This window comes from Mycobacterium sp. NGS40 (genome assembly GCF_059812735.1).
In genome coordinates this window covers 140133-153612 of sequence record NZ_JCALDG010000008.1, presented here as the reverse complement: position 1 = coordinate 153612, position 13480 = coordinate 140133, and the positions used below count along the sequence as shown (strand labels likewise).

At 65.9% G+C, this 13480-nt stretch carries 11 protein-coding genes; 3 read left to right on the top strand and 8 right to left on the bottom strand.

Annotation, left to right across the window (positions count from 1 at the left end; genetic code table 11):
• Positions 1-87: 87 nt before the first annotated feature.
• Positions 88-1638 (top strand): HNH endonuclease signature motif containing protein, encoded by a 1551-nt coding sequence (locus tag AC5Y5O_RS14695; RefSeq protein WP_096286010.1) that lies wholly within the window; start codon positions 88-90, stop codon positions 1636-1638.
• A 7-nt stretch (positions 1639-1645) separates the two neighbouring features.
• On the opposite strand, the gene coaD is transcribed toward AC5Y5O_RS14695, so the two are convergent.
• The 6 genes from coaD to AC5Y5O_RS14665 all read right to left on the bottom strand — a co-directional run bounded on the left by coaD (position 1646) and on the right by AC5Y5O_RS14665 (position 8700).
• On the bottom strand, positions 1646-2119 hold the full coding sequence (coaD, locus tag AC5Y5O_RS14690) for a pantetheine-phosphate adenylyltransferase (RefSeq protein ID WP_096286008.1): 474 nt from the start codon (positions 2117-2119) through the stop codon (positions 1646-1648).
• 24 nt (positions 2120-2143) lie between these two features.
• Complete coding sequence (gene rsmD / locus AC5Y5O_RS14685; protein WP_096290976.1) at positions 2144-2698, bottom strand: 16S rRNA (guanine(966)-N(2))-methyltransferase RsmD; 555 nt, start codon at positions 2696-2698, stop codon at positions 2144-2146.
• Complete coding sequence (locus AC5Y5O_RS14680) at positions 2695-6078, bottom strand: pyruvate carboxylase (protein ID WP_096286006.1); 3384 nt, start codon at positions 6076-6078, stop codon at positions 2695-2697. The genes rsmD and AC5Y5O_RS14680 overlap by 4 nt, the downstream gene beginning before the upstream one ends.
• Before the next feature lie 10 nt (positions 6079-6088).
• On the bottom strand, positions 6089-6727 hold the full coding sequence (locus AC5Y5O_RS14675; protein ID WP_423790866.1) for a vitamin K epoxide reductase family protein: 639 nt from the start codon (positions 6725-6727) through the stop codon (positions 6089-6091).
• On the bottom strand, positions 6724-7491 hold the full coding sequence (locus AC5Y5O_RS14670) for a DsbA family protein (RefSeq protein ID WP_096286004.1): 768 nt from the start codon (positions 7489-7491) through the stop codon (positions 6724-6726). The genes AC5Y5O_RS14675 and AC5Y5O_RS14670 overlap by 4 nt, the downstream gene beginning before the upstream one ends.
• A gap of 90 nt (positions 7492-7581) precedes the next feature.
• On the bottom strand, positions 7582-8700 hold the full coding sequence (locus AC5Y5O_RS14665) for an alpha/beta hydrolase (RefSeq protein WP_096286002.1): 1119 nt from the start codon (positions 8698-8700) through the stop codon (positions 7582-7584).
• On the opposite strand from AC5Y5O_RS14665, the gene AC5Y5O_RS14660 reads away from it, so the two are divergent.
• Positions 8699-9544: an aldo/keto reductase gene (locus tag AC5Y5O_RS14660; RefSeq protein WP_096286000.1), complete on the top strand. Its 846-nt coding sequence runs from the start codon at positions 8699-8701 to the stop codon at positions 9542-9544. The genes AC5Y5O_RS14665 and AC5Y5O_RS14660 overlap by 2 nt on opposite strands.
• On the top strand, positions 9545-10396 hold the full coding sequence (locus tag AC5Y5O_RS14655) for an aldo/keto reductase (protein ID WP_423790865.1): 852 nt from the start codon (positions 9545-9547) through the stop codon (positions 10394-10396).
• Between the two features lie 83 nt (positions 10397-10479).
• Here the strand turns inward: AC5Y5O_RS14655 and AC5Y5O_RS14650 are convergent, their stop codons facing one another.
• Both AC5Y5O_RS14650 and recG read right to left on the bottom strand, forming a co-directional pair.
• On the bottom strand, positions 10480-11193 hold the full coding sequence (locus AC5Y5O_RS14650; protein ID WP_096290973.1) for an HNH endonuclease family protein: 714 nt from the start codon (positions 11191-11193) through the stop codon (positions 10480-10482).
• Between the two features lie 47 nt (positions 11194-11240).
• Positions 11241-13478: an ATP-dependent DNA helicase RecG gene (gene recG, locus AC5Y5O_RS14645; RefSeq protein ID WP_096285999.1), complete on the bottom strand. Its 2238-nt coding sequence runs from the start codon at positions 13476-13478 to the stop codon at positions 11241-11243.
• Between the last annotated feature and the right edge of the window lie 2 nt (positions 13479-13480).

Sequence of the window (13480 nt, the reverse complement as noted above, 5' to 3'; positions counted from 1 at the left end):
TGAGCTTCTCATGGACCGCGACCGTGCGGCTGAGGAATCTCAACTCCGTCCGGAAAGTTGTCGGGGCACTCTCCTATAATCGAACTTGTGTTCGAATCAGCCGATCCCGCCGATCTGGTGACGGAGATCGAGTCAACGCACCGGCAGGAGTCGATGCTGGTGGCGCGGCGGATGGCCGCCGTGGCGGCATTGCTTCGGCACCGGGCGGCCGCCACCAAGCAGACCGAACGCGGGCATGGCTATGCCGTGATCGACGGGTTCGAGCGGACCGCGGCCGAGGTGGCCGCCGCGATGAACCTCTCCCCGATGGCGGCAAGTTATCTGGTGACATACGCGGAGTCGCTGGATACCCGGCTTCCCAACCTCGCGGCTCTGCTGTCGGAGGGCCGCACCGATTGGCGCACCGTCCGGTTGATCATCAGCCGCACCGACCTGATCACCGATGACCGGCTGATCGCCGAGGTCGACCGTTCACTGGCCACCCGCATCGGGAAATGGCACGGCTGGTCACGACAACGCATCGTCAATGCGGTCGACGCCACGGTGCGGGCGGTCGATCCCGATGCTGCCCGTCAACGACGCGAGACCGCCGAGAATGACCGGTATATCGCGATCAGCACGCTGAACAACGGGATGGCGGACATCTACGGCACCGTCGGGGCCACGGCCGCGACCGCCTTCGATCGTCGGCTCTCGCAACTCGCGGGCCAAGTGTGCGCCGCCGACCCGCGGACGATGGATCAGCGCCGTGCCGACGCCTTGGCCGCGCTGACGCAGGGGCGGGCCCTGGTGTGCCGCTGCGAACAGCCGAACTGTCCTGCCACGGCCGGCGCCGACGACAGCGATCCGGATTCAGCCGGTGTGCGGGTGGTCATCAACGTGGTCGCCAGCGCACAAACGGTCTATGCCGACGGCGATGAGCCGGGCTACCTCGAGGGTTACGGGATCATCGACGCCGAGCAGGTACGTGAATTGTCCGGCGCCGCAGCACAACTCGTTGCCAACCCGCTCTCCAGCCCGGCGGAGGCACTGCGCTACCAGCCATCCGCGGCACTCGAACGCTTTGTTCGTTGCCGGGATCTGACCTGTCGCTTCCCGGGCTGTAGCCGTCCCGCAGTGGTATGTGATATCGACCACACCATCCCGTTCAACCACCAGGACCCAACAGCCGGTGGCCTGACGGTGGCACACAATCTCAAATGCCTTTGTCGCCAACATCATCGGCTGAAGACCTTCCACGGTGGATGGCGCGACACACAACTTGCCGACGGCACCGTCGACTGGACCTCACCCAGCGGGCGGGTATACCGGACGCACCCGGCCGGGGCGGATCTTTTCGCTCACGCGCGCGGACCGGCGTGTGCCACACCGACTCCGGTGCGACGTGACAGATCCAAGCAGCGACGTGCTCGGATCAGTCAAGCGCGCATGCAGAATCGGCGGTCGCAAGCCCGCAAAGAGGAAGTTGCCGCGCGCAAGTTCCGAAACTATATGCGCGACAGTCTGTTCGCATTCAAGGGCGCATCGAGCACCAGCCCGTTCTGCACCTGGATCAACGAACCCCGCGAGCCCGAGGAACTACCCGATGATTGGGTCCCCGACGCCCCGACGCGGTTGCCCGACGACCCGCCCTATTGATAAAGCCTCACGAAAGCCTTTCGCGCAGACGGCGATTCACCGACTCCGGCAACAGCTTCGAGACGTCGCCGCCCATCATCGCGACCTCTTTGGCCAACGACGACGACACGAACGAATACTGCGGCGCGGTCGCCACGAAGAAGGTGTCCACGTTGGCGATGTGCTTGTTCATTTGCGCCATCTGCAACTCATACTCGAAATCGGTGTCGGTGCGCAGGCCCTTGACGATCGCGGTCATCCCATGGGAGGTGACGAAGTCCACCACCAGGCCTTGCCCGACCTCGACACGCAGATTCGGCAGATGAGCCGTCGCTTCCTCGATCATCGCCACGCGCTCGTCGATCTCGAACATTCCCTTCTTGGCGGGGTTGGTCAGGATCGCCACGACGACCTCGTCGAACTGACCCGCGGCGCGTTCGAAGACGTCGATGTGGCCCAACGTCACCGGGTCGAATGAGCCCGGGCATACGGCGCCGCTCATAAGCGACCAAGGTAGCAGGGCGTCTCAGTCATATTCGGCCAGCTCCAAACGGGTGTCGCCGTAAATTCGCTCCGGCCATGAGGTCCAGCCGTCCGGCCAGGTCAGCGAGGCGCCGGCGGCGGCCCGCTCGACGACTGCGACCGTGGCCGCGCGCACCCAGCCATGAGCGCTCAGCGCGGTCAGGACCGCCTCGACCTCGGCGGCCTCGACGTCGTAGGGCGGGTCGGCGAGCACCAGATCGACCGGGGATGCGGTCCCGCCGGCCAGCACCGCGGCCACCGAGCCCCGGCGCAGCGTCGCGCCCGGCAGACCCAGGGCGTCGATGTTGCGCGCGATGACGGCCGCGGTGCGCTGATCGGACTCGACGAACAGCGCCGAGGCCGCGCCGCGCGAGAGCGCTTCCAGACCCAGTGCGCCCGAGCCCGCGTAGAGGTCGAGCACCGCCAAGCCGGTCAGATCACGCCGCGCGGTGACGATGTTGAACAACGACTCACGCACCCGATCGGTGGTCGGCCGGGTCCCGCGCGGCGGCACTGCGAGGCGTCGCCCTCCGGCGACGCCGCCGATGATGCGCGTCAGCTCAGCACCACCAGCAAATCCCCACCCTCGACCTGCGCGGTGCTCGACACCGCCACCCGGTCCACGGTGGCGTCCTTCGGAGCGGTGATCGGCGCTTCCATCTTCATCGCCTCGATCGTGGCGATGGTCTGGCCCGCGCTCACCCGATCGCCCTCTGCCACTGACACGGTGACGACCCCGGCGAAGGGCGCCGCGATGTGGTCGGCGTTGTTTCGTTCGGCCTTCTCGGCGGTCGGGATCGTGCTGGCAATGCTGCGGTCGCGCACCAGCACCGGACGCAGCTGGCCGTTCATGATGCACATCACCGTGCGCATGCCGCGCTCATCGGGCTCGGAGATGGCCTCCAGACCGATCAACAGGTCGACCCCGCGTTCCAGTGTCACCTGGTGCTCTTTGCCCTGCCGCAGACCGTAGAAGAACTGATTGGCCGACAGATGCGACGTGTCGCCGTAGGTTTCCCTGTGCTCCTCGAATTCCTTTGTCGGACCGGGGAATAGCAGTCGATTGAGGGTGGCTTGGCGTTTGGTACCGCTCAACGCGAGCCCGGCCTCGTCTTCTCCGCTGAGCTGCTGAACCGGCTTGGCGGGCCCGCGGCCCTCCAGCGCGGCGCTGCGCAGCGGCTCCGGCCAGCCACCGGGCGGATCCCCGAGCTCGCCACGCAGGAATCCCACCACCGATTCCGGGATGTCCAATCGCGAAGGCTCCGAAGCGAATTCGTCTGCGGTCAGCCCTGAACCGACCAGGGCCAGCGCCAGGTCGCCGACCACCTTCGACGACGGAGTGACCTTGATCAGCCTGCCCAGCACGCGGTCGGCACCCGCGTACGCCTCTTCGATCTCTTCGAATCGATCGCCCAATCCCAGCGCGATCGCCTGCTGGCGCAGGTTCGACAATTGGCCACCCGGGATTTCGTGGTGATAGACCCGCCCCGTCGGACCGGGAAGCCCGGATTCGAAGGGCGCGTAGACCTTTCGCAGCGCCTCCCAGTACGGCTCCAGTGCGCATACGTCCGAGAGCGACAGACCGGTGTCGTGCTCGGTGTGCGCGGCGGCGGCGACGATCGAGCTCAGTGCCGGCTGGCTGGTGGTGCCCGCCAGTGGCGCGGCGGCACCGTCGACGGCGTCGGCACCCGCGTGCCAGGCGGCCATATAGCTGGCCAGCTGGCCGCCCGGGGTGTCGTGGGTGTGTACGTGGATGGGCAGGTCGAACCGACTGCGCAACGCGCTGACCAACTGATGTGCCGCCTGCGGCCGTAGTAGCCCGGCCATATCCTTGATGGCCAGCACGTGCGCGCCTGCGTCCACGATCCGCTCTGCCAGCTTCAGGTAGTAGTCCAGCGTGTAGAGCCGCTCCCCCGGGTCGGACAGGTCACCGGTGTAGCACATCGCGACTTCGGCAATCGCTGAACCGGTTTCGCGAACGGCATCGATAGCCGGGCGCATCGAGTCCAGGTTGTTGAGCGCGTCGAAAATGCGGAAGATGTCGATACCGGTCGCGGTCGCCTCTTCGATGAACGCCGAGGTGACCAGTTCCGGATATGGCGTGTACCCCACCGTGTTTCGGCCTCGCAGCAGCATCTGCAGACAGATGTTGGGCATCGCTTCGCGCAGCGTGGCCAGCCGCTCCCAAGGATCCTCTTTCAGGAAGCGAAGCGCCACATCGTAAGTGGCGCCACCCCAGCACTCGACCGACAGCAGTTGCGGCATCGTCCGGGCCAGATAGGGCGCCACCATCATCAGCCCACTGGTGCGCACCCGGGTCGCGAGCAGCGACTGGTGGGCATCGCGGAAGGTCGTGTCGGTCACGCCCACCGCCGGTGACTCGCGCAGCCAGCGCGCAAAACCCTCGGGCCCCAACTCAACTAGCCGCTGCTTTGATCCGGCCGGCGGCTCGGCCTCGAGATCGACCAAAGGCAGCTTGTCGTGTGGGTAGACCGTCGACGGGTGCGTGCCATGCGGATGGTTGACCGTCACATCGGCCAGGTAGGTGAGGATCTTGGTGCCCCGGTCGGCCGAGCCGCGCGCGGTCAGCAGGTGTGGGCGCTCATCGATGAACGACGTGGTGATCCGCCCGGCCTGGAAATCCGGATCGTCCAGAACCGCTTGCAGGAAAGGAATATTCGTCGACACCCCGCGAATCCGGAACTCAGCGATCGCGCGCCGGGCCCGGGACACCGCCGTGTGGAAGTCGCGGCCCCGGCAGGTCAACTTGACCAGCATCGAATCGAAGTGGGCGCTGATCTCCGCGCCGAGGTTGGTGCTGCCGTCCAGACGGATGCCGGCACCGCCGGGACTGCGGTACGTGCTGATCCGCCCGGTGTCGGGACGGAACCCGTTGGCCGGATCCTCGGTGGTGATCCGGCATTGCAGTGCGGCGCCGTGCGGCCGGATGTTCTCCTGGCTCAGGCCCAGATCCTCCAGCGTCTCGCCGGAGGCGATGCGTAACTGGCTGGACACCAGGTCGACGTCGGTGATCTCCTCGGTCACGGTGTGCTCCACCTGAATCCGCGGATTCATCTCGATGAAGACGTAATGACCGCTCTCGTCCAGCAGGAACTCCACGGTGCCGGCACAGCTGTACCCGATATGCCGGGCGAAGGAGACGGCGTCGGCGCAGATCATGTCGCGCAACTCCGCGGAAAGGTTTGGCGCGGGCGCCAATTCGATGACCTTCTGGTGACGGCGCTGCACGCTGCAGTCGCGCTCGTGCAGGTGGATCACGTTTCCGGTATTGTCGGCCAGGATCTGCACCTCGATGTGGCGCGGCTTGACCACCGCCTGCTCGAGATAGACCGTCGGGTCACCGAACGCCGACTCGGCCTCACGGCTGGCGGCCTCGATCGCCTCGGTCAGCGCATCGATGTCGGCGACGCGCCGCATACCTCGTCCCCCGCCGCCGGCAACAGCCTTGACGAACAACGGAAACCGCATGTCGGCGGCGGCGGACACCAGCTCCTCGACCGACGCCGAGGGCGCCGAAGATGCGAGCACGGGCAGCCCGGCTTCGCGGGCGGCCTCGATTGCCCGTGCCTTATTCCCGGTCAGTTCAAGGATTTCGGCGCTGGGACCGACGAACGTGATGCCGGCGGCCGCACAGGCCGCGGCCAAGGCCGGGTTCTCCGACAGGAAGCCGTACCCGGGATAGACGGCGTCGGCGCCGGCCCGGGCGGCGGTTTCGACGATCTCGTCGACCGACAGGTAAGCGCGCACCGGATGACCGACGTCGCCGATCTGATACGACTCGTCGGCCTTGAGCCGATGTACCGAGTTGCGGTCCTCGTACGCATACACGGCCACCGTGCCGACGCCGAGTTCGTAGGCTGCGCGGAACGCGCGTATCGCGATCTCACCGCGATTGGCCACCAGCACCTTGGAGATCACCCGCGACTCCTTACAGAAGTGTCGACCAATAGTCCCAGAACCGCACCATGATCAGCAGAAACACCGCGGTGAACCACAGCGCGGTGATCGACCATCGCCATTGATAGAGCAACCGCGCAGCGGTGCTGTCGAGTGCCGGACGAAACACGATGGACCCGACCACCACCAGCAGCGTGATCGTCATCGCCCACACCACCATGCAATACGGACACAACGCCCCGATCCGGTACAGACTTTCGAAGATCAGCCAGTGCACGAACCCCGCTCCGACCAGCAGTCCGACCTCGAGCGAAACCCAAAACCACTGGGGTAGCTCAACTTTCGCCACCGCCAGGACGCCGGCAACTAGCACCACGGTGAACGCCCCGATGCCCAGCAGCGGGTTTGGAAAGCCGAACAACGACGCCTGCGGCGTAACCATCACCGAACCGCACGACAGGATCGGGTTGAGGTTGCACGACGGCACATACGACGGGTTGAGCAGGAGGTCGATCTTCTCGACGGTCAGGGTCGCCGACGAGACCAGCCCGATCGCTCCGGCGATCAGCACCCACCACGCGCTGGCCGTCGGTACCGATGGATCACGCGTCGAAGCCGATGTCGGATCGCCGGACCGCCCGGCGGGTTCGACCGACACCGGGACCGTCACGAAGCCGGAGGAGCGACGGGTGCGTCGATACCCGGCACGTCGCCCACTATGGTCTTGATCTTTCCGACCAGCGCATCGGGTGTCGACGGCTCGTAGTTCTCACCGTTGATCTTGATCGTCGGGGTCGCGGTGATGCCCGCGGCCGAGGCTTCGCCACTGACCTTGGAGATGTACTTCCCGCTGTTGATGCAATCGGGCACCTTGCCGACGACGCCGGCCTCGCGGGCGAGTTCGATCAATTTGGCGTTGTCGGGGAAGCTGCTCCCCCGCTCGTCGGGCTGGATACCGGTCGTGAACAGTGCGGTGTGAAAACGGCGGAACGCGTCCATGTTCTCGTCGGCGACGCACAGCGCTGCCGCCCCCGCCCGCGACGAATAGTTCTGGTTCTTGGAGCTGTCGAGAATGGCCACCATCGAGTAGTCGGCCGCGATGGCTCCGGAATCGATCAGCTTGGCGACCGTCGGCCCGAAGGTGCGCTCGAAATTGCCGCAGGCCGGGCACAAGAAGTCCTCATAAAACGTCACGACAGCCTTCGGGTTGTTCGTCCCGGGCTGGTTGACCACCTTGCTCGACGTGACGCGAACGGTGTCACCCTGACCGGCGATGCCACCCTTCTTGTCCTTATGCGATGTCACGATGTAGAACACCAGCGCGACCGCGAAGACGATGATGAACGCGGTGCCGCCGATCTGAATGAGCCGACCGGACTTCCCGTCTGACGCCTTCAGGTCGAATCGGGGGGGACGTTTCGATTTGTCGGCCACAGCTTCGGTGATCCTTCTGTGTTGGGGCGGCGTGCGGGCGTTACGTCGGAGACCGCGGTACTAGATTACCGGCGAGCGCCGCGCGGCAAATCAGGCCCGGCTCAGGTGAGCGCGCAGTGCGGAAATCAGATCACTGGTGGCGGCGGCGCTGGCGCCCCCCAGCTGAAACAGGCTGGCGAATCCGTGAGTCAGCGAGCCCATGTACCGCAGGTCCACCGGGGTGCCGGCGTCCTGCAGCGCGGAGGCGTAAGCCTGACCTTCGTCGCGCAACGGATCGAAGCCCGCCACGGCGATCAGCGCGGGCGCCAACCCGGACAATGACTCGGCATACGCAGGCGAGACGCGCGGATCCGTCAGGTCGATGCCGGTGCCGTTGAGGTACTCCGCGGTGAACCAGTCGATATCGCGTTTGGTCAGCAGGAAGCCGCGGGCGAACAGGCTCAGCGAACGATTCTGCGCGGTGAAATCGGTCCGCGGGTAGATCAGCCACTGCAGCAGCGGCGCCGGCCCATCCTCTTCGCGCGCCAACTGGCACACGACGGCGGCCAGGTTGCCGCCCGCGCTGTCTCCCCCGACCGCGACGCGCCCCGGGTTCGCGCCGAGTTCTCCGGCATGGTCGTGGGCCCACTTGAACGCCGCGTAGGCGTCGTCGATCGCGGCTGGCGCCGGATGCTCCGGCGCCAGCCGGTAGTCGATCGACAGCACCTGAATCCCGGCGTCGCGGCAGGTCAGGCGGCACAGCGCATCGGCGGTGTCCAGATCTCCGATCGTCCAGCCGCCGCCGTGATAGAAGACCAGTAAGTCCGCGGGCCCATCGCTGGCCGGGCGGTAGTGGCGGGCTCCGATCCCGCCCGCCGGACCGGGAATCGTGAGGTCGTCGACCATGACGTGAATCTGGGGACCGGGTAGCGACAGCAGGGTCTGGCGCATCTGCGCCCGCGACGCCACCGGGTCGTCGTTGACGTCCAGCCCCTCGATGCCGGAGAGCCGCGTCGCGGACAGGACCAGCTGCAGCGTCGGGTCGAGCGTGTTGCCATCGATGATGATCGACCGGCCGCCGAATAGCAGCCGCTTCGCCGGTGTCGGAATCCAGGGAATGGCCTTGACGCCGACGTTGGTGACGACGTCCTGCACGCGATCGGCCCAGCGCGTCGATCCGCGTCGAGCTCCGGGATGCAGGTCCGGCGCGCCTGGCAGACTCTGTGTCATGTCCGGCCCCCTTGAATCAAACTCAGTCACCCTCAATGACGGTCATGCGATCCCCGCCGTCGGGTTCGGAGTCTTCCAGGTCCCTCCGGCAGAGACCGAGCAGGCGGTGCGTACCGCGCTGCAAGCCGGTTACCGGCATATCGACACCGCTGCCGCCTACCGCAATGAACGGGAAACCGGGCGCGCGATCGCCGATTCCGACGTGCCGCGGGATCAACTCTACGTGGTGACCAAGCTGTGGAACTCCGAGCAGGGTTACGACAGCACGTTGACGGCCTTCGACGCCAGCATGGACCGGCTCGGCCTCGACTATCTCGACCTCTACCTGATCCACTGGCCGATGCCGGCGCTGGGAAAGTTTGTCGAAACCTTCAAGGCGTTCGCGCATCTGCGCGACCAGGGCCGGATCCGCTCCATCGGTGTCAGCAATTTCGAACCCGAGCATCTGATGGTTCTGATCGATGCCACTGGCATCGTTCCCGCGGTCAATCAGATCGAGCTGCATCCTCGTTTTCCGCAGACGGAACTACGAAAGGTGCACGCCCAGAGCGGAATCGCGACCGAGGCATGGGCGCCGCTGGGGCAAGGAGCGCTGCTCACAAATCCGACCGTCACCGCCGTTGCGCAAGGTTGTGGGCGGACACCCGCCCAGGTGTTGATCAGATGGCACATCCAGCTCGGTAATATCGTGATCCCCAAGTCAGTGAACCCTGCCCGGATTGCGAGTAACTTCGACGTGTTCGATTTCGATCTCAGCGCCGATGAAATGGCGACGATTTCCTCCCTCGACGACGGAAGTCGGCTTGGTCCTGACCCACGAACCTTCAGTTTCACAGGTAGGTGAATGACGTTGACTGGCGATGCGGGCCTCGCCGTGCCCTCGATCACTCTCAATGACGAAAACACGATGCCGGTGCTTGGCCTCGGCGTCGCGGATTTGTCGGAGGACGAGACCGAACGTGCTGTCTCGGCGGCGCTGGAGATCGGCTGCCGGCTGATCGACACGGCGGCGGCTTACGGCAATGAAGCAGCCGTCGGTCGCGCCATTGCCGCATCCGGGATTCCCCGCGCGGAGCTGTTCGTCACCACCAAGCTCGCCACCGCGGACCAGGGTCTCAAGGGCGCGCAGGATGCCTGCGAAGCCAGCCTCGAACGATTGGGCCTGGATTACCTGGACCTGTATCTGATCCATTGGCCGGCTGCGGCGCTGGGCAAGTATGTGGACTCTTTCGGTGGACTGCTGCAGGTCCGCGCCGCCGGACACGCCCGCTCGATCGGTGTCTCGAATTTCACCGCCGAACACCTCGAGATGGTGATCGACCTGACCTTCACCACTCCGGCGGTCAATCAGATCGAACTGCACCCGCTGCTGAACCAAGACGACATGCGCAAGACCAACGCGCAGCACAATGTCGTGACGCAGTCCTACACACCGCTGGCCCTGGGCAAGCTGAACGACAATCCGACCGTGAATTCGGTGGCCGGTGAGTACGGCAAGACGGCGTCGCAGGTGTTGTTGCGGTGGAACGTGCAACTGGGCAACGCCGTCGTCTTCCGCTCGGCATCACCGGAGCACATCGCCACCGACTTCGACATCTTCGACTTCGAATTGGCCGCCGAGCACATGGACGCGATCAACGCGCTCAGCGACGGAACCCGGCTGCGCCCGGATCCCGACACCTACGAAGGCACCTAGCGCCGGCGCCGGGCCGGCACCCCGACTGTGCGTCTGACGACGCCCCGGCGGCGTGTCGCGTCGCGAGATTCACACTCGCGCTCTCACGGCCCCGCCGGGCAGGTAGTGGCGGCCTGACGCAGCACGCTCGCCGATGCCTGATCCACCGGGAGTTGATAGCCCCTCAGCACCGCGATGAATTGCATCGAGTACTGACAGGCGAACGCCTTGTTGGGCGGCATCCACAGGGCCGGCGCCTGGTCACCCTTGTCCTGATTGGCCTGGCCCTGCACCGCCAGCAGGTTGGCCGGATCGTTGGCGAAGCGCAACCGCTCGGCATCCGGCCAGCCGAAAGCCCCCATGTCCCAGGCGTAGGCGAGCGGGACGATGTGGTCGATCTGCACCGCTTCGCCGACTTTCGCGCCGCGCTGGAATGCGATCGTGGTGTTGGTATACGGGTCGTGCAGCGTGCCGGTGGCAACGGCGGTGGGGCACCGCTTGATCGCCACATATGTCTTATCGACGAGATCGCGGTCGAGGATGTCGTCGCGGGTGTCACATCCGTTGTGCCCGCCCGGCGCGTCGTTGTCGTCGTCCCACGCATCGCCGAATGCCGACCTGCGGTAGTCGTAGTGGTGCACCCGAAGCGGTGCCACCGCGATGCCGGCCAGCACATCGACTCCGGGCGCCACCGTGGGCACGTCGGCGCGCGCGACGATCTCCGCGTGCCTGGCCGATGTCGATCCCAGCGTCTGGTAGGCGACCAGCACCGCGAGCACCGCGACTGCCGATAACCACAGCAGCACTTTGCGATTAATCTGCACCACTTCTGCTCATCGCTCCGCTCTGCATCGTCGCTGGGGCGTCACGACTTATCCAGGTATTCGATGCGATCAGTGTCGGTGAATTGTGCTGCCAGCGAATCCAATTCGGGATTTTGACGGTCGACCTCAAACGCCCGGGTGCAGAATTCGCGTGCCGCTTCGATGTAGGCCAGATGATCGGCCAGCGAGAGCAGCCGCAGATTGATCGCCCGCCCGGACTGGTTGCGGCCCAGCACATCTCCTTCCCGGCGCTCTCGCAAATCCAGCTCGGAAAGGGCGAACCCGTCCAGCGTCGCGGCGACCGCGGTCAGCCGCCGGCCCGCCGCGGAGGCCGGCGAGCTCCACGTGGCAAGCAGGCACAGGCTCGGATGACGGCCGCGGCCGATGCGGCCACGCAGCTGATGCAATTGACTGATCCCGAATCGGTCGGCGTCCATCACCAGCATCACCGTGGCATTGGGGACGTCGACACCGACCTCGATCACGGTGGTGCACACCAGCACATCGGTCTCGCCGTTGCGAAAGGCGGCCATGGCGGCGTCCTTGTCGTCGGCGGCCAACCGTCCGTGCATCAGCCCCAGCCGCACGTTTGACAGCTCACCGCACCGCAGGCGGGCATAAAGCCCCTCGGCGGTCTCCGTCGCGCGCGCGTCCTCGGGCCCCTTCCCCGAATCGTCGGTCTCGTCGATGCGCGGTGCCACCACGTAGGCCTGCCGGCCGGCCGCCACCTCCTCGCGGATGCGCTGCCAGGCGCGGTCCAGCCAGGCGGGTTTGTCCTTGACGAAAATAACGTTGCTGGTGATGGGCTGGCGGCCGCGCGGCAGCTCGCGAAGCGTCGAGGTTTCCAGGTCACCGTAGACGGTCAGCGCGACGGTGCGCGGTATCGGCGTCGCCGTCATCACCAGCAGGTGCGGCGTGATGCCCGCAGGTGCCTTGGCGCGCAACTGGTCTCGTTGCTCGACGCCGAATCGGTGTTGCTCGTCGACGACTACCATGCCCAGGTTGGCGAATTCCACCACGTCCTGCAGCAGGGCATGCGTGCCGATGACGATGCCGACCTCACCGCCGGCGATCTCGCGGCGCACTTGGTTCTTCTGCGCGGTCGACATCGATCCGGTCAGCAGCGCCGCCCGGGTCGCCACGCCGCCTTCACTATCGGCCCCGCCCAGCTGGCCTGCCATCGCCAGTGGCCCTAGCACGTCGTTGATCGACCGCAGATGTTGTGCGGCAAGGACTTCCGTGGGAGCCAGCAGTGCGCACTGGTAGCCGGCATCGACCATCTGCAGCATCGCCAGCACCGCGAGGATCGTCTTGCCCGAGCCGACCTCCCCCTGCAGCAGCCGGTTCATCGGGCGATTTGCCGCGAGTCCATCGGACAGCACCTCGAGCGTTTCGCGCTGTCCGGCGGTCAGCTCGAAGGGCAAGCGGCCCAACAGTTGCGCGACCAAACCGTCTGACCGCCGGGGCGCCGATGGTCCCGATTGCGACAGCTCGCCGTGCCGGCGTGCAACCAGTGCCCATTGCAGGCCGATGGCTTCGTCGAACGTCAATCGTTCGCGCGCACGGCGGCGCTCCGCCTCGTCCTCGGCGAGGTGAATAGCCCGCAGCGCGGCGTCTTCGGACATCAGACCGTGTTCGGCGAGCAACTCCGCGGGCAGCGGATCGGTCACCGGATCGAGAACCTCGAGCACCTGGCGCACGCAGGCGTAGATGTCCCAGCTCTGCAGCTTGGTGCTGGCCGGGTAGATCGGGAAGAAGTGGCGGTCGAAGACCGATGTCAGTTCCTCGCCGGACAGGCCCGCGGAGGTGTCGGCGATGGTTTTCAGCGATTTGCTGCCGCGGTTGCGTCCGCTCGGCGAATTCAGGATGAGAAAGTCCGGATGGGTCAGCTGCATGGCGTTTCTGAAGTAGCCGACTTCACCGGAGAGCATCACCCGGGTGCCCTGGGTGAGGTCCTTGCTGAGGTAGTCGGCGTTGAAGAACGTCGCCGTCACCTTGCCGCGACCCGAGCCCACGGTGATGCGCAGGCATTTGCGCCGCGGATTCTTCTTCATCGGGAACGAGTGGGTGTCGGTGATCGTGTCGACGAGGGTGATGTGCTGGCCGACTTCGGGCCGCTCGGCCCCGTCCGCGGCATCCCATCTCGCGGCCGTCTCGGTATAGCTGCGCGGGTAGTGGCGCAGCAGGTCGTCGACCGTGCGGATGCCGAACACCTCGTCCAGGGAATTCGCCGCCTTGGCGCCCAGCACGTAGTCCAGCCGATCGCTGCGCGACGCCACGA

Excerpts from the sequence above, each read along its gene's own strand:
- AC5Y5O_RS14665 (WP_096286002.1), bottom strand. The coding sequence starts at position 8,700 with ATGACACAGAGTCTGCCAGGCGCGCCGGACCTGCATCCCGGAGCTCGA.
- AC5Y5O_RS14660 (WP_096286000.1), top strand. The coding sequence starts at position 8,699 with ATGTCCGGCCCCCTTGAATCAAACTCAGTCACCCTCAATGACGGTCAT.
- coaD (WP_096286008.1), bottom strand. The coding sequence starts at position 2,119 with ATGAGCGGCGCCGTATGCCCGGGCTCATTCGACCCGGTGACGTTGGGC.
- AC5Y5O_RS14655 (WP_423790865.1), top strand. The coding sequence starts at position 9,545 with ATGACGTTGACTGGCGATGCGGGCCTCGCCGTGCCCTCGATCACTCTC.